Raw genomic sequence first — 22,025 nt, 5'->3', positions numbered from 1 at the left:
TATTGGCGTCAGTTGACGTGTCGGGGACCGTTCTCTTTCGCCTGGAGTTCGCGCGGGGTGAGGGGCCGGGGACATTCCGGCGGTCGTCCGACCGGAGCGGCGTGGGGAGTGGACCCGGCCGGAGAGCGGTGCTAGGGCCCCGGTTAGGCTCCGCCCCATGGACGTACTCATCAATGTCTTCGTCGCCCTGCACATCATCGGTATCGCCTCCCTCCTCGGGGGCTTCCTCACCCAGATGAAGGCGATGGGCGCCGGTACGGCCCGCTTCGTTCCCGCGATGCTGCACGGCGCGCTGACGATGCTGATCACGGGCGTCGCGCTCGTCGGCCTCAACCAGGCCGACGACCACACGCTGAACAACCTCAAGATCGGCATCAAGATGGCGATCCTCGTCGTGATCCTCGGCCTCGTCTACGTCAAGCGGGACGAGGAGAAGGTCGACAAGGCCCTCTTCGGCGCCGTCGGCGGCCTGACCATGGCGAACATCTTCATCGCGACCCTCTGGGTGTGAGCCGTTCCGCAGCCGGAACGCGGACGAGGGTCCCGAAGGCGGGCCCGGATGTCGGCGGGGCGTCCTAGACTCGTGAGGCGATGAGCAGCCTCTTTGACGACAGTTTCCTGGCCGGCCTCCAGAACCACTCCTCGGAGGAGCCCCCGCCCCACCCCGAGGACGAGGAGCACGGCTCCCCGGCCATGGAGGAGGTCCCGCACGACCTCTTCGGGGAGCACTTCGACGCGCCCCCGCCCGCCCGTGAGACGCACTACCGCGACGGCCACCCCCGGCCCGTCGTGGACGCCGCCGCGCTCCTGGAGGGACTGAACGAGCAGCAGCGCGCCGCCGTCGTCCACACGGACACCCCGCTGCTCATCGTCGCGGGCGCCGGCTCCGGCAAGACCCGGGTCCTCACCCACCGCATCGCCCACCTCCTGGCCACCCGGCACGTGCACCCCGGCCAGATACTGGCGATCACCTTCACGAACAAGGCCGCCGGCGAGATGAAGGAGCGCGTCGAGCAGCTCGTCGGACCGCGGGCCAACGCGATGTGGGTCATGACCTTCCACAGCGCCTGCGTCCGCATCCTGCGCCGCGAGTCGAAGAGGCTGGGCTTCACCTCCTCCTTCTCGATCTACGACGCCGCCGACTCCAAGCGGTTGATGTCGCTGGTCTGCCGGGACCTGGACCTCGACCCGAAGAAGTTCCCGCCGAAGTCCTTCAGCGCCAAGATCTCGAACCTCAAGAACGAGCTGATCGACGAGGAGACCTTCGCCGACCGGGCCGCCGACGGCTTCGAGAAGACGCTCGCCGAGGCGTACCGGATGTACCAGGCGCGGCTGCGCGAGGCCAACGCCCTGGACTTCGACGACATCATCATGACGACGGTCCACCTGCTCCAGGCGTTCCCCGACGTCGCCGAGCACTACCGCCGCCGCTTCCGCCACGTCCTCGTCGACGAGTACCAGGACACCAACCACGCCCAGTACACCCTCGTGCGCGAGCTCGTCGGCACCGGCTACGAGGACCTCGGCCCGGCCGAGCTGTGCGTCGTCGGCGACGCCGACCAGTCGATCTACGCCTTCCGCGGCGCGACCATCCGCAACATCCTCCAGTTCGAGGAGGACTACCCGGACGCGACGACGATCCTCCTGGAGCAGAACTACCGCTCCACCCAGACGATCCTCTCCGCCGCCAACGCCGTCATCGAGCGCAACGAGTCCCGCCGCCCCAAGAACCTGTGGACGAACGCGGGCGCCGGCGCGCAGATCACCGGCTACGTCGCCGACACCGAGCACGACGAGGCCCAGTTCGTCGCCGACGAGATCGACCGGCTCACCGACGCGGGCGAGGCCAAGGCCGGGGACGTCGCCGTCTTCTACCGGACCAACGCCCAGTCCCGTGTCTTCGAAGAGATCTTCATCCGCGTCGGACTGCCCTACAAGGTCGTCGGCGGCGTGCGCTTCTACGAGCGCAAGGAGGTCCGGGACGTCCTCGCGTACCTCCGCGTCCTCGCCAACCCCGAGGACAACGTCCCGCTGCGCCGCATCCTCAACGTCCCCAAGCGGGGCATCGGCGAGCGCGCCGAGGCGATGATCGACGCCCTGTCGCTGCGCGAGAAGATCACCTTCCCGCAGGCCCTCAAGCGGGTCGACGAGGCGTACGGCATGGCCGCGCGCTCGGCGAACGCCGTGAAGCGGTTCAACGCGCTCATGGACGAGCTGCGCACGGTCGTCGAGTCCGGCGCGGGCCCCGCCGTCGTCCTGGAGGCCGTCCTGGAGCGGACGGGGTACCTGGCCGAACTCCAGGCCTCGACCGACCCGCAGGACGAGACCCGCATCGAGAACCTCCAGGAACTCGCCGCCGTCGCCCTCGAGTTCGAGCAGGAGCGCGGCGAGGAGCCCGCGACCCTCGCCGAGTTCCTGGAGAAGGTCGCCCTCGTCGCCGACTCCGACCAGATCCCCGACGAGGACGAGGAGGGCCGGGGCGTCATCACGCTGATGACGCTGCACACCGCCAAGGGCCTCGAGTTCCCGGTGGTGTTCCTGACCGGCATGGAGGACGGCGTCTTCCCGCACATGCGCGCCCTCGGGCAGACGAAGGAGCTGGAGGAGGAGCGGCGCCTCGCGTACGTCGGCATCACGCGCGCGCGTGAGCGGCTCTACCTCACGCGCTCGTCGATGCGCAGCGCCTGGGGCCAGCCCTCGTACAACCCGGCCTCGCGGTTCCTGGAGGAGATCCCGCCCGCGTACCTGGAGTGGAAGCGGACCGGTCCGATCGCCAAGCCCGCCGGGCCGACCTCGGGGATCACCTCCTCGCTCTCCTCCTCCCGCGCGCGCTCCGGCCCCTCCGGCTTCGCCACCCGGCGCGCCGGCGAGAAGCCGGTCATCTCCCTCCAGGTCGGCGACCGCGTCACCCACGACCAGTTCGGCCTCGGCACGGTCATGACGGTGACGGGTGCGGGTTCGGACGCCCAGGCGACGATCGACTTCGGCGACGACAAGCCGAAGCGGCTGCTGCTGCGGTACGCGCCGGTCGAGAAGCTGTAGCGGAGAAGGAAGGGCCCCGGCGCGATGCCGGGGCCCTTTTCCTGCGTAGGGGGAAGTTCAGCTCGTCGGGTCGAGGCCGTGGCTGCGCAGCCAGGGCAGCGGGTCGATCGCGGCGGTGCCGTTCGGCCGGACCTCGAAGTGGAGGTGCGGGCCGGTGGAGTTGCCGGAGTCGCCGGAGTACGCGATGACGTCACCGGCCTTCACGTAACCCGAGCGGATCTTGGCGCTGCTGAGGTGGCAGTACCAGGTCTCGGTGCCGTCCGGGGCGGTCACGATGACCATGTTGCCGTAGGCGCTGTTCAGCTGGGTGCGGACGGTGCCGTCCGTCGCGGCCATCACGGGTGTGCCGGTGAACACGGGGAAATCGATCCCGGTGTGCACGGACATCCAGTTGACGCCCGACTGGCCGAAGCGCGCGCTGAGCCGGTGCAGCGCCACGGGCAGCGCGAACTTGGGACGCATGGCCTCCTTGCGGGCCGCTTCCTCCTCGCGCTTCTTCTTGTCGGCCGCCTGGCGGGCCCGGAGGTCGATGCGCTCCTGGGTGCGGCTGGCGCGGTCACCGAAGTCGCGGGCGTCGGCGCTGAGTGCGGCGAGCTGGGTGTCGAGCGCGCTGTTGGCGGCGACCTGCTTCACCGAGGCCGGGTCGGCGGCGGCGAGCGCGGTCGTGTTGCTCTTCTGCGAGTCGCTCGTGGTGGGGCCGGTGAGGCCGCCGACGGAGGCGGCGGCGATGCCGGCGACCCCCATGACGCAGGCGGAGGGGACGGCGACGGTCAGCAGCGCGGACCGCTTGGCGGGGGTACGGCGACGGCCGCGGTTGCCGCCGGAGGAGCGGCGCACGGGGCGTCCGGCGACGGGCGCGTCCGTACGGATCTCGACGGCGGGCCCGGCGTCCGGCTCCTCGTCGTACGGGTCGTGGTCGTACCCGTCGTCGTACGCGTCGTGGTCGTACCCGTCGTGGTACGTGTCGTCCTCGCCGTCGGCGAGGGCCTCCGGGGCGTAGGTCTCGTCGTCCTCGGCGGAGGCGTGGCCCTCGTGGTCCTCGTGCGCCTCGGGGGCGTACTCGAAGGCGAACTCGGCGGTGTGCTCCGCCTGCGGGGTGTACTGCTGGGGGACGACCGGCTCGGGCTCCGGGGTCGCGTGGTTCCACGCGGTCGCGTCGAAGGCGCCGGTCTCGGTCGCGAAGGCGGGGGCGGCCCACTGGCCGGTGGCGTCGTAGGCCTCGTGGCCGTACGTGCCCTGGGCGGCGTAGGCACCGGCGTGGACGTTCTCGTACTGGCCGGTGTGCTGGGCCTCGGTCCAGGCGGAGGCGTCCCACTGCCCGGTGGTGTCGTACTGCGTCGCGGTGGTCGCGTACGCGCCGGTGGCGTCGTAGGAGGCGGCGGCGTTCCACTGGCCCGTGGTGTCCCACTGGCCGGTCGTGTCGTACTGCCCGGTGGTGTCGTACTGCCCCGTCGTCGCGTAGGTGCCGGTGGCGGCGTACTGACCGAGGTCCCACTGACCGCTGTGGTCGGCCTGACCGCCGGGGTAGGCACCGAACAGCGGGTCGATGGCGAAGCTGCCGGTGGTGTGGGCGCCGTCTCCGACGTACCCGGCGTGGGGGTGCTGGTCGTTCACCAACGTCTCTCTCGCCTCGGCAGCAGGACCAGTCCGGGGCGGGCCCGTGAGGGGTGTCCCGGGGGTAAGCAGTGGCGCGACTGTACCCGGCGGTACGCGCGGCGGACAATCTTCCGCAGGGTTTGGGCCCACAGGAAACGGGCAATCGGCCGCGTTTTGCCAGGTCGGGTGGAGAGCTTTGGCCTTGTGTTCGATGAACGTTCGAAGAACGGTGTCGCGCGGTCAGGCGACGGAGGTGGCGCCCGGCCCTTCCTCCCGCGCCCCGGAGACGGCCGGACCGCCCGCGTCGAGCGCCTCGCGGACCCCCGCGGCCACCGTCGGATGCACGGGCAGCGCGAGATGGCCGATCCCGCTCACCCGCACGTTGTGCACGAGCAGGTCGGGATGGTCGAGGCTGGCGGTCTCCACCGGCACCATCACCTGGTCCAGATCGCTCCAGAAGCTCACGAACCGCGTCCGGCAGCCCGGCGCGGGCCCGGCGAGCTCCCGCAGGACCTCCGAACCGGGCCGCATCTGCCGCACCAGCGGATGCGCGTCGGCGAGCGGGGCCACCCTCGTGCCCGCGTGCGGGGTGCCGAGCATGACCAGGGTGCGCACCCTGGTGTCGCCGCCCAGTCGCTGTACGTAATAGCGGGCGATGAGCCCGCCCAGGCTGTGCCCGACGATGTCGACCTCTTCGTGTCCGGTACGGGCGCGGATCTCGTCCACCCGGCGGCCGAGCAGCTCGGCGGCGGCCCGCAGGTCGCACGTGAGCGGGGAGTAGTTGAGCGACTCGACGCAGTCACGGCCGTTCCGGAGGAGGGAGCGGCGCAGCAGGACGAAGACCGAACGGTTGTCGACGAAGCCGTGCAGGAGGACGACCGGGCGGGGGCCCTGGGCGAGGGGCGTGGGCGGCGCGGGGGGCTCGGTGGCCGCCGGGGTGGGCGTCGGGGTGGGCGTCTCGGCCGGGGGCTTGGCCGGGGTCTTGGCGGGGGAGAGCCGCTCGGCGACGATCCCGGACGGGTAGAGGACGAGATGGCCGGTGAGGATCGCGATCTCCAGCGCGGTGGCCTTCATCAGGGCGGTGACTTTGCCGAGCTCCATGGCCGGCCTCCCGTACGGCACGCGGGGCCGAACGGTACGCCGGTCCGCCGCGCCCCGTGCCGTACGGACGACGGCACGGGGCGCGGCGACCTCGTCGCGGCTCCCTTCGCGACCGGCCCCGCTTGCGGCTGGTGGGCCCAGGAGGAGGGCCCGAAAGCGGGGACGACGCAGAGCGAACATGTCCCACGTGTGATTTCCCCCTCGGTGGCCACCGCGAAACGGCCGGGTGCGGGATGCTGGGGATAACGTTCGTTCACCTCCCCGGCAAAGAGGCGCGGGGGTCGCATGTGGAGGCAGTGATGGGTGTGAGCGGTCCGATCCGCGTGGTCGTCGCCAAGCCGGGTCTCGACGGCCACGATCGCGGGGCCAAGGTCATCGCGAGGGCGCTCCGCGACGCGGGCATGGAGGTCATCTACACCGGGCTCCACCAGACGCCCGAGCAGATCGTCGACACCGCGATCCAGGAGGACGCCGACGCGATCGGCCTCTCGATCCTCTCCGGGGCGCACAACACGCTGTTCGTGAAGGTCCTGGAGCTCCTCAAGGACCGCGACGCGGAGGACATCAAGGTCTTCGGCGGCGGCATCATCCCCGACGCGGACATCCCGCCGCTGAAGGAGAAGGGCGTGGCGGAGATCTTCACGCCGGGCGCGACGACCGCGTCCATCGTCGACTGGGTGAACGCGAACATCCGCGTCGCCGCGTAACCGCTGCGCGGTGCTTGTGCCGCTGAGCGGCGCTTGTCCGCTGCCCGGTGCTCGTCCTCCGACAGGGCCCTCCCGTACGGGGCCCTGTCGGCGTTTCGGGACCCGGTCCGGCACCCGGCGCGCGTGACGGCGTGAGCCTTTCGGGTGAACCGCGCGTCACGGCGTGAGCCTTCCGGACGGCCCGCACCTCACGGTGTGAGTTCCGCGTGCATCGTCGCGCGGAGGCGGAGGGTGGAGACCAGGCGCTGGAAGGCCTCCGCCCAGTAGTCGCCCGCGCCGGGGGAGCTGTCCTCCGCCTCGTCCGGGCGGGCCGTCAGGGACTCCAGCTGTCGCGCCGCCTCCGGAGCCAGGCAGCGCTCCGCCAGGCCCATCACCCCGCTGAAGCTCCACGGGTAACTGCCCGCCTCCCGTGCGATGTCGAGGGCGTCGATCACGGCCGCGCCCAGCGGCTCCGCCCAGGGGACGGCGCAGACCCCGAGCAGCTGGAACGCCTCCGACAGGCCGTGCGCCGCGACGAACGAGGCGACCCAGCGCGCCCGTTCCTCCACGGGCAGCGTCGACAGGAGCTGGGCGCGCTCCGCCAGGGACGAGGTGCCGGGGCCCGTCGCGGGCGGGACCGCGGGGGAGCCGAGCAGCGCCCGCGACCACGCGGGGTCCCGCTGCCGCACGGCGGCCCGGCACCAGGCCGCGTGCAGCTCGCCCTGCCAGTCGTCGGCGACCGGCAGCGCCACGATCTCCTCCGGACCGCGCCCCCCGAACCTGGCCGGCCAGGACGGCAGCGGCGCCGCCTCGACGAGCTGGCCCAGCCACCAGGAACGCTCGCCCCGCCCCGCCGGGGGCGTCGCCACCAGGCCGTCCCGCTGCATCGCCGCGTCGCACTCGTGCGGGGCCTCGACGGCGATGGTCGGTACCGGGGCCGTCCGGTCCAGGCCGACGCAGGTCGCGGCCCGGCCCGCCATCCGGCCCGCGAGGGCGGAGGCCGGCAGGGCGGAGAGCAGCTCGGCGGCGGTGGCCCGGACGTTGCGGCTGCGGTCGCCGAGGGCCTCCTCCAGGAACTCCTCGTCGGCGTCGGACAGTCCGGTACGCAGCGAGTCCAGGAACATCAGCCGGTCCTCCGCCCGCTCGGCCGACCAGGTCGACGCGAGGAGCGCGCGCCCCGCGGCCGGATCCTCGGTCCGCACGGCGGTCAGCAGGGCGACCCGCTCGGCGAACAGGCCCTCGTCCCACAGCGCGCGCACCCCCTCCGGGTCCTGCGCGGACGGGAGCCGGCCGCCCGCGCCCGTGCCCCGGAGGGCGAACCGCCATTCGGGGTTGAGCCGGGCCAGCCACAGTCCCCGCGGACCGGCCAGGCGCAGCGCCTGGGGCCGCAGATCGGTGCGGGCCCTGGCCGCGTCGAGCAGCGCCGGCAGGGCGGCGGGCGGAGCCTTGTAGCCGTGCCGGTTGGCGAGGGCCAGCCACTGGGGGAGCAGCTCGGCCAGGTCGGGGGCGGCCCCGCGCCGCCCGGCGGGCGAGGGTGCGGCCCGCCCGGCGAGCAGCTGGTCGAGGCGCAGCCGGGCGGCCTCGGGCAGCGGTGCGCGGGGGTCTTCCGGAGCGGGCTCCGGCAGGGGCGCGGCGGGCCCGGGCCGCAGCCCCGCCCTGCGCCGTACGGTGTGCAGCGCGGCGGCGCCGAGCAGCGCACCCGGCATGTCCCTGGCCGCCGTTGTGGCCGCGAGCCCGGCGGGCGGCCGCCGGTCCGTCCCCAGCATCGCCGAGCTGACGAGCTCCTCCCAGGGTGCCCCGGCGCGGGCGGAGCCGGACGCGGTGGTGGCGGCGGTCGTGACCGTGGCCGTGGCTTCCGGCCGGGTCGGGGTCGACGGCGCGGCCCGCTCGGCGGGTGCGGCCGTGGTCGTACGGCTTGCGTCGTGGTCGGTCGTGGTCGTGCGGCCCACGCCGCCGTCGGTCGTGGTCGTACGGCTCGTGTCGTCGTCGGTCGTGTCTCCCGCCGTCTCGGCGGGCGCGGTGGTCGTGTCCATCGGGCTCCTCCGGTGGGTCGGTGCGCGGTGGCCGGGTGTCATATGAGGGGGACCGTCTCGCCGGGGGTCTCCGGCGACCAGGCGGCGAGCGGGGTGAACCCCCGGTGTCCGACCTCCCCGAAGACGGTCACCGGGGCGCCGCCGGACAGGGCGACCAGGCGCCAGAGGCCAGGGCGCGACTGGGCGGCGGGTGTCAGCGGCAGCGCCTCGCGGCCGTCGGCGTCGGCGAGTTGCCAGCCGTACTCCGCGGGCGCCGGTACGACCCCGGTCAGCGTCACCGGCCACGAGTCCAGCCACGGGTCCTCGGCCAGCGCGCGGCCGTACGCGTCGAGGGCCGCGCCGACCGGGCCGCCCGCCGGCGGCGCGACGGGGCCCGCGACCGGGACGAACCGCTCGCCCGGTTCCGCCCGCACCTGGCCCGAGCCGGTGTGCGGGGTCAGCTCGCCGTCGAGCAGTGTGCCGACGGGGAGCGCGAGTTGGGGTGCTCTGCCCGCCGCGCCGAAGGAGAGCAGGAGCGCGGTGCGCCCGGTCGTCGTGCCGTGCAGCCAGATCCGGCGGGTCGTCAGCCGTGCGTCGGCCGCGTCGTACTGGGCGAGGACCAGCCAGTGGTCCCGCACCGGGACGCCGTCGGCCGGGGCGGTGAGGCCCACCCGGGTCCGTACCGTCGCCGCGAACGGGGCGGGCAGCCGGTCCGCCGCCAGCCACGCCCGGTCGAGGAGATGGGTCAGCGCGCACTCCTCCAGGAGCCGCACCGGCCAGCCCGGCCCCGAGCCCGGTATCGCCCCCAGCTCCCTGACCCGCCCGGCCAGCCCCGGCGCCTGGGCGTCGACCATGCGGGCCGCCGTCTCCTCCCACAGCCCGTACCCCGCCTGCCCGGCCGCCGCCAGCCCGCCGCGCAGCAGATCGGCGAGCCGCTCCTCCAACTCCTGGGCGCCCGCGGTGATCCGGGCCGCCCTGCGCTCGGCCCGGCGGCGCGCCGCCTCGGGGTCCGCCGTCGCCCCCGGGGCCGCGTCCCCGCCCCGCCCGCCTGCGCTCCCGGCCCGCCCGCGCCGCGCGGTGAGCCACCTCGCGGCCCAGTCCGGCGCGGGGGAGTCCCCGGCGGCGATCCCGTCGGCCGCGCGGAGCAGCAGCAGGCCGAGCGCGTGCTTGCAGGGGGACTTCCGGCTGGGGCAGTCGCAGGAGTACGCGGGCCCCGTGGTGTCGACGACCGTCCGGTACGGCACGCTCCCGCTGCCCTTGCACAGCCCCCAGACGGCGCCGTCGCCGCACCCCGTCTCCGACCAGGGCCCGGCCGCGCCGAGCTCGGCCCCCGCTCCTCGTGACGCTTCGTCAGGAGCGAGTGCCAGCACCTGTTCCACCGTCCAGTGCTCCCCCATGGCATTCATGTCCTCGACGGTAGAGGGCGCCACTGACAACGCCCCTGACCTGGTGGTTCGAGGAGGGGTGGCGGTGGGGAGCGACGACTTGACTTTACTATCCCTTTACGGTTGTCTGCGGCGACCGACGAACCGCACCACGCCGCCCAGGGGACCCCATGAAGCGCACCGCCCGCACCGCCGTTTCGGCCTTCGCCGTCGCCGGCCTCGCCCTCGGACTCGGGGCCTGCTCCGAGGTCGCCGAGAAGGCCGCCGACCAGGTCGACAAGTCCGTCAACGAGACCTACGAGGTCACGTACGAGGTCAGCGGCAAGGGCATCGAGTCGATCGACTACCACGCCGGCGGCGGCACCGCGATGGAGCCGAAGATCGAGACCGAGAAGAAGCCGGCCACGCCGTGGAAGAAGACGGTGACCCTGAAGGGCATCATGCCGCCGGCCGTCATGCCGATCTCGCTCGACCCCGCCGGCCTCAGCTGCAAGGTCATCCACGCCGGCAAGGTCATCAAGGAGGCCAAGGGCGAGCAGGCGATGGCGGGCGGCTGCGTCGCCGTCTCCCCGATCGTCGGCTGACCCTCCCTCAGCTCCCCAACCGGCCCTGACCAGCGGCGACATCCGGTCGACGGTCGATTGTCAGTGGGATGGTGCACGGTGGATCGCACAGCAGGTCGAACGATCTGGAGGGGGATCCATGCCCGTGCCCGAAACCATCGCCACGCCCGGTTCCGGTGTCGAGACGGACACCGGACCGGGACGGCCGCAGACCACGGCCGAGGCCCTGCGGCCGCACGCCGAGCACGCCTTCGCCCGTGAACTCGCGGCCCTCGCCGCCGCCGACGACCGGCCCCGGCCCGCCCGCTGGCGCCTCTCGCCCTGGGCCGTCGCCACCTACCTCCTCGGCGGCACGCTCCCCGACGGGACCGTCATCACGCCCAAGTACGTCGGACCGCGCCGCATCGTGGAAGTCGCCGTCACCACGCTCGCCACCGACCGGGCGCTGCTCCTGCTCGGCGTCCCCGGCACCGCCAAGACCTGGGTCTCCGAGCACCTCGCCGCCGCCGTCAGCGGCGACTCCACCCTCCTCGTGCAGGGCACCGCCGGCACGCCCGAGGAGGCCATCCGGTACGGCTGGAACTACGCGCAGCTCCTCGCCCACGGGCCCAGCCGGGACGCCCTCGTCCCCAGCCCCGTCATGCGCGCGATGACCCAGGGCATGACCGCCCGCGTCGAGGAACTCACCCGCATCCCCGCCGACGTGCAGGACACGCTCATCACGATCCTGTCCGAGAAGACCCTGCCGGTCCCCGAGCTGGGGCAGGAGGTGCAGGCCGTCCCCGGCTTCAACCTGATCGCCACCGCCAACGACCGGGACCGGGGCGTCAACGAGCTCTCCAGCGCCCTGCGTCGCCGCTTCAACACCGTCGTGCTCCCGCTGCCCGCGACCCCCGAGGCCGAGGTCGACATCGTCTCCCGCCGGGTCGAGCAGCTCGGACGCTCCCTCGAACTGCCCGCCCTGCCCGACGGCGCCGACGAGATCCGCCGGGTCGTCACCGTCTTCCGCGAGCTGCGGGACGGGGTCACGACCGACGGCCGGACGAGGGTCAAGTCCCCCTCGGGGACGCTCTCCACGGCCGAGGCGATCTCCGTCGTCACCGGCGGACTCGCCCTCGCCGCCCACTTCGGCGACGGCGTCCTGCGCCCCGCCGACGTCGCCGCCGGCATCCTCGGCGCGGTCGTCCGCGACCCGGCGGCCGACGGGGTCGTCTGGCAGGAGTACCTGGAGACGGTCGTGCGGGAGAGAGACGGCTGGAAGGACTTCTACCGCGCCTGCCGCGAGGTGAGCGCATGACGGCCACGGCGACGACCCCGGACGCGGATCGGGTGCCGGACCCGTCGCGGGCGCCGGACGCGCACGAGGCGTCGCACTCCGGCTCCGGCTCCGGCTCCGGCTCCGGCTCCGACTCCGGCTCGGCCGGGCCCGCCGATGCCGCCCCGACCGCGGACCCCGGCCTCGGCTCGGGCGGTCTCGCCGCCCGGCCGGACGGGCCCCTGCTGCTCGGGGTGCGGCATCACGGGCCGGGGTCCGCGCGGGGGGTGCGGGCCGCGCTCGATGCGGTGCGGCCCGACGCGGTCCTCGTCGAGGGGCCCGCCGAGGCCGACGCCCTCGTCGCGCTCGCCGCCGACCCGGACATGCGGCCGCCCGTCGCCCTGCTCGCCCACGCCGTGGACGACCCCGGGCGGGCCGCGTTCTGGCCGATGGCCGCGTTCTCGCCCGAGTGGGTCGCGATCCGCTGGGCCCTCGACCACGGCGCCGCCGTCCGCTTCGTCGACCTGCCCGCCGCCCACACCCTCGCCGCCGCCGACCCCACCTGGACCGACGAGGAGGACGAAGTCAGCGGCAGCGGCCTGCGGATCGACCCCGTCGCCGAACTCGCCCGGGCCGCCGGGTACGAGGACGCCGAGCGCTGGTGGGAGGACGTCGTCGAGCTGCGCGCCGACGGCGACCCCACCGCCCCCTTCACCGCCCTCGCCGAGGCCATGGGCGCCCTCCGCGAGACGTACGGCCACGGCGGCCACCCCCGCGACCTCGTCCGCGAGGCGCACATGCGGCTCAAGCTGCGCGCCGCCCGCAAGGAGTTCGGGGACTCCGTCGCCGTCGTCTGCGGCGCCTGGCACCTGCCCGCGCTCACCCGCAGGACCACCGTCGCGGCCGACAAGGCCCTCCTGAAGGGCCTGCCCCGGGCGAAGGCCGAGCTGACCTGGGTCCCCTGGACCCACCGCAGGCTCGCCCGCCGCTCCGGCTACGGCGCCGGGATCGACGCGCCCGGCTGGTACGCGCACCTCTTCGCCGCCCCCGACCGGCCCGTCGAGCGCTGGATGACCAAGGTCGCCGGCCTCCTCAGGGCCGAGGACCACCCCGTCTCCTCCGCCCACGTCATCGAGGCCGTCCGGCTCGCCGAGACCCTCGCCGCCCTGCGCGGCCGTCCGCGCCCCGGCCTCGACGAGACGACCGACGCCGTCCGCGCCGTCCTCTGCGAGGGCTCCGACGTGCCGCTCGACCTCGTCCGCGACCGCCTCGTCGTCGGCGACGTCCTCGGCGAGGTCCCGGCCGCCGCCCCCGCCGTACCCCTCCAGCGCGATCTGGCCCGCCGCCAGCGCACCCTGCGCCTCAAGCCCGAGGCGCAGGAGCGCGAGCTCGGACTCGACCTCCGCAAGGACACCGACGGCGAGCGCAGCCGCCTGCTGCACCGGCTGCGCCTCCTCGGCGTCCCCTGGGGCGAGCCGGCCGCCGGACGGTCCGGCACCGGCACCTTCCGGGAGACCTGGCGGCTGCGCTGGGAGCCCGAACTGCACGTCCGGGTCGCCGAGGCCGGCGTCTGGGGCACCACCGTCGAGGCCGCCGCCACCGCCCGGGCCGAGTCCCGCGCCCTCGCCGCGACCGCCCTCGGCGACATCACGGCCCTCGCCGAGCAGTGCCTCCTCGCCGGGCTCACGGACGCGCTGCCCGTCGTCATGCGGGCGCTCGCCGACCGGGCCGCGCTCGACACCGACGTCGCCCACCTCGCCCAGGCCCTCCCGGCGCTGGCCCGCGCCCTGCGCTACGGCGACGTCCGCGGCACCGGCACGACCGCCCTCGGCGAGGTCGCCGCCGGGCTCGCCGAGCGGATCTGCGTCGGCCTGCCACCCGCCTGCGCCGCCCTCGACACGGACGCCGCCGCGCAGATGCGGGACCGGCTCGACGCCGTCCACACATCGATCGGCCTCCTCGCGGACCGCCCCGAGAGCGCGAACGGCCTCGACGACCCGGACCGCCCCGACCGCCCCGGCGACCCCGACCGCCCTGGCGACCCCGACCGCCCTGGCGACCCGGGCCGCCCCGGCGACCCCGGCCGCCCCCGGGGCGCGGACGGTCTCCTCCACCGCTGGGTCGGTGTGCTCCGGGTGCTTGCCGGGCGGGAGCGGGTACCCGGTGTTCTGCGGGGGCGGGCCGCTCGGTTGCTGGTCGACGGGGGGTGGGTCGGGGGCGGCGAGGCCGGGCGGCTCATGAGCCGCGCCCTGTCTCCCGGCGTCCCGCCCGGTGACGCCGCCGGCTGGATCGACGGGTTCGTCGGCGGGGCCTCCGGCGGCGGGCTGCTCCTCGTGCACGACGAGCGGCTCCTCGGGCTGGTCGACGCCTGGCTGACGTCCGTCCCGGCCGGGGCGTTCGCCGATGTCCTGCCGCTGCTGCGGCGCACCTTCTCCGGGTACGAGCAGGGGGTGCGCCGCACCCTCGGGGAGCTCGTCGCGCGCGGTCCGGCCCATGGTCGCGCCGCCGCGTACGACACCTTCCCGCCCGGCTTCGCCCCCACCCCCGACCCCGCGCGCGCCGACGCCGTACTGCCGCTGCTCCACCTCATCCTCGGAACCCCCGGAACCCTCGGAACGGAGGCCCCCGCATGACCACAACCCTCACCGACGACGAGCGGCTGCGGCGCTGGCGCCTCGTCCTGGGCGGCGGCGACGCCGACGGCACAGGCCGGGCGCTCACCGGCACCGACGCCGCCATGGACCGGGCCCTCACCGCGCTCTACGACCGCACGGCCGACAGCGGTCACCGCTCGGCCGGGCTCGGCGCCTCCGCGCCCTCCGTCGCCCGCTGGCTCGGCGACATCCGCACGTACTTCCCGAGCTCCGTCGTCCAGGTCATGCAGCGCGACGCGATCGACCGGCTCGGGCTCGCCACCCTCCTCCTGGAGCCGGAGATGCTGGAGGCCGTCGAGGCCGACGTGCACCTCGTCGGCACCCTCCTCTCCCTCGGCAAGGCGATGCCCGAGACGACCCGGGAGACCGCCCGGGCCGTCGTCCGCAAGGTCGTCGACGACCTGGAGAGGCGCCTCGCCACCCGCACCCGCGCCACCGTCGGCGGTGCGCTCGACCGCTCCGCCCGGATCAGCCGCCCCCGCCACCGCGACATCGACTGGGACCGCACGATCCGCGCCAACCTCAAGCACTACCTGCCCGAGCACCGCACGGTCGTCCCCGAGCGGCTCGTCGGCCACGGGCGCGCCTCCCGGGCGGTCCGGAAGGAGATCGTGCTCTGCGTCGACCAGTCGGGCTCCATGGCCGCCTCCGTCGTGCACGCCGCCGTCTTCGGCGCGGTGCTCGCCTCGATGCGGTCGCTCGCCACCCGCCTCGTCGTCTTCGACACCTCCGTCGTCGACCTGACCGAGCAGCTCGACGACCCGGTCGACGTCCTCTTCGGCACCCGGCTCGGCGGCGGCACCGACATCAACCGCGCCCTCGCCTACTGCCAGTCGCGGATCACGCGTCCCGCCGACACTGTCGTCGTCCTCGTCAGCGATCTGTACGAGGGAGGCATCCGTGACGAGATGCTGAAGCGGGTCGCGGCGATGAAGGCCTCCGGCGTCCAGTTCGTCGCGCTGCTCGCGCTCTCCGACGAGGGCGCCCCCGCCTACGACCGGGACCACGCGGCGGCGCTCGCCGCGCTCGGCGTCCCGGCCTTCGCCTGCACCCCCGACCTGTTCCCGGAGATCATGGCGGCCGCCCTGGAGAAGCGGCCCCTGCCGATACCCGAGCCGTGAGCGGTGCGGAATCCGTCGCCGAGGGACCACCCACTCGGGCGCCCGCGACCCGATTGAGGTCCATATCACACACGTGGCGGAACGGCCCTCACCCTCGCGCCCGGCGCGTCGTGAGGGGCGCGGAGACCAGTCCCCGCCTGCCGCGCGGGGCTTCCGGGCCCCTCCCCCCACCCCTACGGACAGCCCCCCGACCCGTACGGTCTGTGACCCGTATCACCGCTCTGTTGTGATCTGCGATTTAGGGACCCACGGCCCTCGGGGATAACCTGCGAGACGGACATGCCGCGTCCACGGACTCCGTGCACGCCTCCCTTGTGACAGCGCAGTCACGTTGCCCTTCGCGGCACGCCCACGCAGACAACGAACCGCGATCATCAGAAAAGGGACGGACGCGCGTGGACCTGTTCGAGTACCAGGCGAGGGACCTCTTCGCCAAGCACGGTGTACCGGTGCTGGCCGGTGAAGTCATCGACACGCCTGAGGCGGCGCGCGAGGCCACCGAGCGTCTTGGCGGCAAGTCGGTCGTCAAGGCGCAGGTGAAGGTCGGTGGCCGCGGCAAGGCCGGCGGCGTCAAGCTGGCCGCCACCCCGGACGAGGCCGTCGCCCGCGCGACGGACATCCTCGGGATGGACATCAAGGGCCACACGGTCCACAAGGTGATGATCGCGGAGACCGCTCCGGAGATCGTCGAGGAGTACTACGTCTCGTACCTCCTCGACCGCACCAACCGCACCTTCCTCGCGATCGCCTCCGTCGCCGGTGGCATGGACATCGAGGAGGTCGCCGCGTCGACCCCCGAGAAGGTCGCGAAGGTGCCGGTCGACGCCAACAAGGGCGTCGACATCGAGAAGGCCCGCGAGATCGTCGCCGAGGCCCAGTTCCCGGCCGAGGTCGCCGAGAAGGTCGCCGAGGTCCTCGTGACCCTGTGGAAGACCTTCGTCGCCGAGGACGCGCTCCTCGTCGAGGTCAACCCGCTGGCCAAGGTCGCCTCCGGCGACATCCTGGCCCTCGACGGCAAGGTGTCCCTCGACGAGAACGCCGACTTCCGTCAGCCCGAGCACGAGGCGCTCGAGGACAAGGCCGCAGCCAACCCGCTCGAGGCTGCCGCCAAGGCCAAGGGCCTCAACTACGTCAAGCTGGAGGGCGAGGTCGGCATCATCGGCAACGGCGCCGGCCTGGTCATGTCGACCCTGGACGTCGTCGCGTACGCCGGTGAGAACCACGGCGGCGTGAAGCCGGCCAACTTCCTCGACATCGGCGGCGGCGCCTCCGCCGAGGTCATGGCGAACGGCCTGGAGATCATCCTGGGCGACGCGGACGTCAAGTCCGTGTTCGTCAACGTCTTCGGTGGCATCACCGCCTGTGACGAGGTCGCCAACGGCATCGTCCAGGCCCTGGAGCTCCTCGCCTCCAAGGGCGAAGAGGTCACCAAGCCGCTGGTCGTGCGCCTCGACGGCAACAACGCGGAGCTGGGTCGCAAGATCCTGTCGGACGCCAACCACCCGCTCGTGCAGCGCGTGGACACCATGGACGGCGCGGCCGACAAGGCCGCCGAGCTCGCGGCTGCGAAGTAAGGGACAGGGGAAACCACAGCCATGGCTATCTTCCTCAACAAGGACAGCAAGGTCATCGTCCAGGGCATGACCGGTGCCACGGGCATGAAGCACACCAAGCTCATGCTGGGTGACGGCACCAACATCGTCGGCGGCGTGAACCCGCGCAAGGCCGGCACCAAGGTCGACTTCGACGGCACCGAGGTCCCGGTCTTCGGCACCGTCGCCGAGGCCATGAAGGAGACCGGCGCCAACGTCTCGGTCCTCTTCGTGCCGCCGGCCTTCGCGAAGGCCGCCGTCGTCGAGGCGATCGACGCCGAGATCCCCCTCGCCGTCGTCATCACCGAGGGCATCGCCGTCCACGACTCGGCCGCGTTCTACGCGTACGCCGTCGAGAAGGGCAACAAGACCCGCCTCATCGGCCCGAACTGCCCCGGTCTCATCACCCCGGGCCAGTCCAACGCCGGCATCATCCCGGGCGACATCACGAAGCCGGGCCGCATCGGCCTGGTCTCGAAGTCCGGCACGCTGACGTACCAGATGATGTACGAGCTCCGTGACCTCGGCTTCTCCTCCGCCGTCGGCATCGGTGGCGACCCGGTCATCGGCACCACGCACATCGACGCCCTCGCGGCGTTCGAGGCGGACCCCGACACCGACCTGATCGTCATGATCGGCGAGATCGGCGGCGACGCCGAGGAGCGTGCGGCCGACTTCATCAAGGCCAACGTCACCAAGCCGGTCGTCGGCTACGTCGCGGGCTTCACCGCGCCCGAGGGCAAGACCATGGGCCACGCCGGCGCCATCGTCTCCGGCTCCTCCGGCACCGCCGCGGCGAAGAAGGAGGCCCTCGAGGCCGCCGGCGTCAAGGTCGGCAAGACGCCGACCGAGACGGCCAAGCTGGCGCGCGCGATCCTCGCGGGCTGAATCGGCTAAACGGCCGAAACGGCTGAATCCGCTGATCGGGCTGATTCGCACGGCAGCCTGACGGCGGGCAGTACGTGAGCGGGCCCCGCCCCCTCCTGGGAAACCGGGTGGGGGCGGGGCCCGCTTCGTTTCGGAAAGGGTCACTCGACCGCCGGGACCAGCCGCTCCGGGCCCGGGTTGGGCTCGGAGCGCAGCTTCTCGCGGAGCTCCAGGTCCTCCGGGCGGAGCTTCTGCGGGCCGCCGCGCACCGGCACGCCGTTGACGGTCTCGCCGGGGGCGTTGACCGGGATGTAGCGGGTGGGCGCGGTCGCCGCCGTGAAGCCGGTGACGCCGATCAGGACCGCCGTCACGCCGAGCACCACCCGCGTCCACTTGCGGCGCTGGCGCTCGCTGCCCGACCGGACCGTACGGGCGGCCGGCAGGGTCGCCGTCGGGGCCTCCGCGACCAGCGCGCTCAGGCGCCGGTGCAGGGCCTCCGGCTCGGCGAGCTCGGGCAGCCGCTTCCCGATGACCGTACGGGCGTGCAGCAGCCGGTTCGCGGCGGCGGGCGTGCTCGCCTCCGTCTCGGCGGCCGTCTCCGGCAGGTCCAGGCCGAGCCCGTCGTAGAGCAGGACGGTACGGCGGTACGGCGGCGGCAGTTCGAGCAGCGCGCCGAGCAGCGCCCGGCGGTTCGCCTCGGTCGGCGGGGCGTCGGGGTGCTTGTGGGCGCGGCGGAACCGGTGCCAGGGGGAGAGGGCGTACTCGTACGCCGTCGCCCGCACCCAGCCCACCGGGTCCGCGTCCACGGCGACCTCGGGCCAGTGGTCCCACGCGTGGTGGAACGCGCGCTCGACGGCCTCGCGGGAGAGCCTGCGGCGCCCGGTCAGCAGATACGTCTGGTGGACCAGGCCCGGCGCGGCGTACGCGTACAGCGCGTCGAACGCCTCCTCGGGAGTGAGGCCCGGTTCGGCCGGGGCATCCACCGGTTTCAGCCGCTCGGGCTCCTTGGAGGCCCCGTTCCGCCCGGGCCCGGCGGCGATCCCCGGAACCGGGACCGGCCCCCGAGGCGGTTTGGCGGCCCGCTTGCCCGCAGCCCGCGGCCGCACGTTCCCCGAAGCGGGGGGCTGTGCCTGTGCCTGCGGCCGAGCCACATGGGCCTGCGCCTCGGCCGCGGCCTGCGGCCGACCCGGTTCGCCCTCGGCCTGGGCCTGCACGCCCTCTGCCCGGGCCTGCACGCCCTCTGCCCGGGCCTGCACGCCCTCTGCCCGGGCCTGCACTGCCTCCGCCTGGGCCCGCACCGCTTGCGCCTCGGCCCGGCCCGGCTGGGCCTCGGCCTCGGCCTGTGCTTGTGCCTGCGCCGCGTGTGCCCCGGCCTCTCCCTCGCCCAGCAGGCGGGCGTACGCCTCGCGTTTGCGGCCTCGGGGAGCTGAGCGGCCCGTTTCCCAGGATCTGATCGTGGCCTTCGTGACGCCCATGGCCTCGGCGACCTGCTCCTCGGTGAGGGCGAGGGCCTCACGCAACCTGCGCCGCTCCTTCGGGGTCGGCAGGGCGGCGGAGGATGCGGAATCCGCGGTGCTCCGGCTCATCGGCGTCGACCTCCCGCAGAGCTGCTCTGGGCGGAAAAGTACATAAACGTATATTGAGCGACACAACGGAGGTTTGCCTGTTACGCGGCGAAAGCGCGTGTCGTTGGCAGCATGGCCCCGTGACCCATGTGACCGAGCCGCACCCCCTGGTCCAGGGCGGCCGTTCCGCCGCGCTCGCCACCGCCTGCGTCCGGGGCGCGGTCGCCGCCGGGCTCGGTCTCGGCGCCCTCGCCGTCCTGGTGATCGCGGCCTGGATCAGCTCCCCGTACCCCGACAGCGGTCCCGCCGGCGCCCTGCACGTCGCCGCCGGGATCTGGCTGCTCGCCCACGGCGTCGACCTGGTCCGTACGGACACCCTGTCCGGCCTCCCCGCCCCCCTCGGCGTCGTCCCGCTGCTGCTCGTCGCCCTGCCCGTCTGGCTCGTCCACCGGGCCGCCCGCGACACCCTCGACCCGGGCGACGACGTGGTCCGGCCGCGCCCCTCGCCGGGCGGCGCCTTCGGCGCCGTCGCAGGGGGGTACCTGCTCGTGGCGGCCGGCGTCGTCGTCTACAGCGAGAGCGGTCCCCTGCCCGCCGACCTCGTCACCGCCGGACTCTGGCTCCCCGCCGTCGTCACCGGCGCCGCGGGCACGGGCGTCTGGACGGCCCTCGGCCGCCCCCTGCCCGGGCAGCGGCAGGCGGCCGCCGCCCTGCGCGCCGCCGGGCTCGGGACCCTGACGCTGCTCGCCGGCGGCGCGGTCGCCGCGGCCGTCTCGCTCGCCTGGCACGCGGCCCGCGCACAGGCCTCGCTCGAAGGTCTCGCGGGGGAGTGGTCCGGTCGGGTGACGGTCCTGCTGCTCGTCCTGGCGCTGCTGCCGAACGCGGCCGTCTGGGGAGCCGCGTACGGCCTCGGGCCGGGCTTCACCCTCGGGACGGGGGCCCTCGCGACGCCCCTCGGGTTCGTCGGCGACCCGGCCGTGCCGCCCTTCCCACTGTTCGCCGCGCTGCCCGCCGAGGGCCGCGGTACCTGGGTCCACTGGGCGACCGCGGCGGTCCCGCTGGTCGCCGCCGTGCTCCAGGGCCGCCTGGTGGGCCGCGCGGCACGGACCTGGGCGGCTCGGGAGGCGGCCCTGGCGGCGCTCGGCGCGGCCTGGGGGTGCGGGGCGGCCGTCGCCGTCCTGGCGGGCGCGGCGGGCGGCCCGCTCGGCATCGGCCGGCTCTCGGCGTTCGGCCCCGTGTGGTGGCAGGCGGGCGCGGCGGCGGTGCTGTGGGGCGTGGGTGCGGGGGTGCCGGTGGCGTTGGGGGTGCGGGCCTGGGGCCGCCGGGTGCCGCGCTCCGAGAGGCCCAGGCCCGAGCGCGCTCCCGCGCCCGCGCCCGTCCCCGCCGCAAGCGCCCCCGCGCCCGTGCTGCCCGCCCCTGCTCCGGTACCCGCCCCCGTCACCGTCGGCGTGCCCGTCGCCGCCTCGCCCGGACCCGTGGACGCCGTGGCACCCGAGGCCGCGGGGGGCGAGGAGACCCGCACCGGCCCGGACCCGGACGGCGGCGATGCCCCTCACCCAACCCCTCACCCAGCTCCCCACCCGGCCCCGCGCCCCGCCCCGTACGCCGACCCCTTCGGCGACGATCCCGCCTTCGAGCCGTACGACTACCTCCCGGCGGCCTGGGAAGCACCCCCGCCGCCACCCCCCACCGACTGACTACTCCCGCACCCCGAAGCCCGCGCGCAGCGGCTTCGGCAGGAGGTCGTTGCAGGCCAGCTGGCCCGCGTGGGTCAGGGCGTCGTCGCGGCACTCGTAGAAGTCCCGGTAGACGAGCTGCATCGTGAAGCCCACCGCGACGATCATCAGCGCCAGGCTCGACGCGACGAGGCCGCTGATCGCCGCCGTCCGCATCGAGCGCAGCGGAGCGGTCGCGGCGGTCGCGCCCTGACCCGAGGTCTGGGCCGCCGCGGGCGGGGCCGGCGTCTGTGACGTCGGTGACACTTCCGCGGCCGGGGCCTTCGGCTTGGCGCGCAGCGAGCTGATCGCCCAGTAGAGGCCGAGGGCGCCGAGCAGCAGCGCCAGCTCCGGGATCTCGAAGATCGCGAAGAAGAAGCCCCACATGCCGGAGAGGATCGCGTACCGCGCGCGTCGCTGCGCCGGGTCCGTCGGGTCCCAGCGGAGTCCGGGGCCCTGCCCGGGTCCGCCCTCGGGGCCGCCCTGGCCGCCCCCCTGCCGGCGCTCGGGACCCCGCCCGAAGCCGTCCTGGGAGGGGCCCGGCTGGCGCGGGCTCCAGCGGCCGTCGGACGGCCCCGACGAGTCCGGGGTGCCGGACGTGTCGTCGTCCGAGCCCTCCGGTCGCCGCGGCTGCCACGGCTGATCCGGCCGGCCCTCGGGCGGCGGCGCGAACGGGTTGTTGTCGTCCGTGGACTGGCGTTCCGGCATCTGCTGAACGTCTTCCCTCTGTCGTCGTGACCGCGGCCGCGTCCACGGCCCCTGCTGGCGTCGGACCCTGACGCTACCGCTCTGCTCCGCCCCCGTCCCGTGGGGGCCGTCCTGTGTGCCGGTATCGTTGCTGCCGTCGGGCCATTCGTAGGGTTCCCCGTAT

16 protein-coding genes are annotated in these 22,025 nt (G+C 74.3%); 10 read left to right on the top strand and 6 right to left on the bottom strand.

Annotated features, from left to right (window positions below; translation table 11 throughout):
* The first annotated feature begins 157 nt into the window (after positions 1-157).
* Both GGE06_RS22110 and pcrA read left to right on the top strand, forming a co-directional pair.
* Entirely contained in the window at positions 158-511 is a 354-nt protein-coding gene (locus GGE06_RS22110; RefSeq protein WP_184931532.1) for a hypothetical protein, read from the top strand.
* A gap of 80 nt (positions 512-591) precedes the next feature.
* The gene (gene pcrA, locus GGE06_RS22105) at positions 592-3,042 is read left to right on the top strand and encodes a DNA helicase PcrA (protein WP_184931531.1); all 2,451 of its coding nucleotides are present in this window, start codon (positions 592-594) and stop codon (positions 3,040-3,042) included.
* Positions 3,043-3,099: 57 nt separating this feature from the next.
* Here pcrA and GGE06_RS22100 read toward each other — a convergent pair whose 3' ends face one another.
* Both GGE06_RS22100 and GGE06_RS22095 read right to left on the bottom strand, forming a co-directional pair.
* Complete coding sequence (locus GGE06_RS22100) at positions 3,100-4,656, bottom strand: M23 family metallopeptidase (RefSeq protein ID WP_181924541.1); 1,557 nt, start codon at positions 4,654-4,656, stop codon at positions 3,100-3,102.
* 222 nt (positions 4,657-4,878) lie between these two features.
* Positions 4,879-5,739: a lipase family alpha/beta hydrolase gene (locus GGE06_RS22095; RefSeq protein ID WP_184931530.1), complete on the bottom strand. Its 861-nt coding sequence runs from the start codon at positions 5,737-5,739 to the stop codon at positions 4,879-4,881.
* A 299-nt stretch (positions 5,740-6,038) separates the two neighbouring features.
* Here GGE06_RS22095 and icmB point away from each other — a divergent pair, with 299 nt between their 5' ends.
* Positions 6,039-6,446, top strand: coding sequence for a coenzyme B12-dependent isobutyryl CoA mutase small subunit (icmB, locus tag GGE06_RS22090; RefSeq protein WP_116159276.1), 408 nt, complete (start codon positions 6,039-6,041; stop codon positions 6,444-6,446).
* A gap of 188 nt (positions 6,447-6,634) precedes the next feature.
* On the opposite strand, the gene GGE06_RS22085 is transcribed toward icmB, so the two are convergent.
* Together GGE06_RS22085 and GGE06_RS22080 are read right to left on the bottom strand one after the other, a co-directional pair.
* Positions 6,635-8,458 carry a DUF5691 domain-containing protein gene (locus GGE06_RS22085; protein ID WP_446696912.1) on the bottom strand — a complete coding sequence of 608 codons (1,824 nt, stop codon included), beginning with the start codon at positions 8,456-8,458 and terminating at the stop codon, positions 6,635-6,637.
* Positions 8,459-8,496: 38 nt separating this feature from the next.
* The gene (locus GGE06_RS22080; RefSeq protein ID WP_184931529.1) at positions 8,497-9,843 is read right to left on the bottom strand and encodes an SWIM zinc finger family protein; all 1,347 of its coding nucleotides are present in this window, start codon (positions 9,841-9,843) and stop codon (positions 8,497-8,499) included.
* 149 nt (positions 9,844-9,992) lie between these two features.
* On the opposite strand from GGE06_RS22080, the gene GGE06_RS22075 reads away from it, so the two are divergent.
* The 6 genes from GGE06_RS22075 to sucD all read left to right on the top strand — a co-directional run bounded on the left by GGE06_RS22075 (position 9,993) and on the right by sucD (position 17,895).
* Positions 9,993-10,406, top strand: a complete 414-nt coding sequence (locus GGE06_RS22075) for a hypothetical protein (protein ID WP_116159274.1) — start codon at positions 9,993-9,995, stop codon at positions 10,404-10,406.
* Positions 10,407-10,524: 118 nt separating this feature from the next.
* On the top strand, positions 10,525-11,682 hold the full coding sequence (locus GGE06_RS22070; RefSeq protein ID WP_116159273.1) for an ATP-binding protein: 1,158 nt from the start codon (positions 10,525-10,527) through the stop codon (positions 11,680-11,682).
* Complete coding sequence (locus GGE06_RS22065) at positions 11,679-14,273, top strand: DUF5682 family protein (RefSeq protein WP_246532683.1); 2,595 nt, start codon at positions 11,679-11,681, stop codon at positions 14,271-14,273. Before GGE06_RS22070 ends, GGE06_RS22065 begins: the two co-directional genes overlap by 4 nt.
* Complete coding sequence (locus GGE06_RS22060; protein WP_116159272.1) at positions 14,270-15,415, top strand: VWA domain-containing protein; 1,146 nt, start codon at positions 14,270-14,272, stop codon at positions 15,413-15,415. Before GGE06_RS22065 ends, GGE06_RS22060 begins: the two co-directional genes overlap by 4 nt.
* Positions 15,416-15,810: 395 nt before the next feature.
* Positions 15,811-16,989 carry an ADP-forming succinate--CoA ligase subunit beta gene (sucC, locus tag GGE06_RS22055; RefSeq protein ID WP_116159271.1) on the top strand — a complete coding sequence of 393 codons (1,179 nt, stop codon included), beginning with the start codon at positions 15,811-15,813 and terminating at the stop codon, positions 16,987-16,989.
* A gap of 21 nt (positions 16,990-17,010) precedes the next feature.
* Positions 17,011-17,895: a succinate--CoA ligase subunit alpha gene (gene sucD / locus GGE06_RS22050; RefSeq protein WP_116159270.1), complete on the top strand. Its 885-nt coding sequence runs from the start codon at positions 17,011-17,013 to the stop codon at positions 17,893-17,895.
* A gap of 140 nt (positions 17,896-18,035) precedes the next feature.
* On the opposite strand, the gene GGE06_RS22045 is transcribed toward sucD, so the two are convergent.
* Positions 18,036-19,460 (bottom strand): helix-turn-helix domain-containing protein, encoded by a 1,425-nt coding sequence (locus GGE06_RS22045; RefSeq protein WP_184931528.1) that lies wholly within the window; start codon positions 19,458-19,460, stop codon positions 18,036-18,038.
* A 119-nt stretch (positions 19,461-19,579) separates the two neighbouring features.
* On the opposite strand from GGE06_RS22045, the gene GGE06_RS22040 reads away from it, so the two are divergent.
* The gene (locus GGE06_RS22040) at positions 19,580-21,136 is read left to right on the top strand and encodes a cell division protein PerM (protein WP_184931527.1); all 1,557 of its coding nucleotides are present in this window, start codon (positions 19,580-19,582) and stop codon (positions 21,134-21,136) included.
* On the opposite strand, the gene GGE06_RS22035 is transcribed toward GGE06_RS22040, so the two are convergent.
* A complete protein-coding gene (locus GGE06_RS22035; RefSeq protein WP_116159268.1) occupies positions 21,137-21,862 on the bottom strand; it encodes a hypothetical protein in 726 nt (241 codons plus the stop codon). It abuts the gene before it with no gap.
* Positions 21,863-22,025 lie beyond the last annotated feature (163 nt).

This window comes from Streptomyces nymphaeiformis, assembly GCF_014203895.1.
GTDB classification, from domain to species: Bacteria; Actinomycetota; Actinomycetes; order Streptomycetales; family Streptomycetaceae; genus Streptomyces; species Streptomyces nymphaeiformis.
Note: the sequence above shows the minus strand (reverse complement) of the source record. Positions and strands in the feature narration are given on the sequence as shown.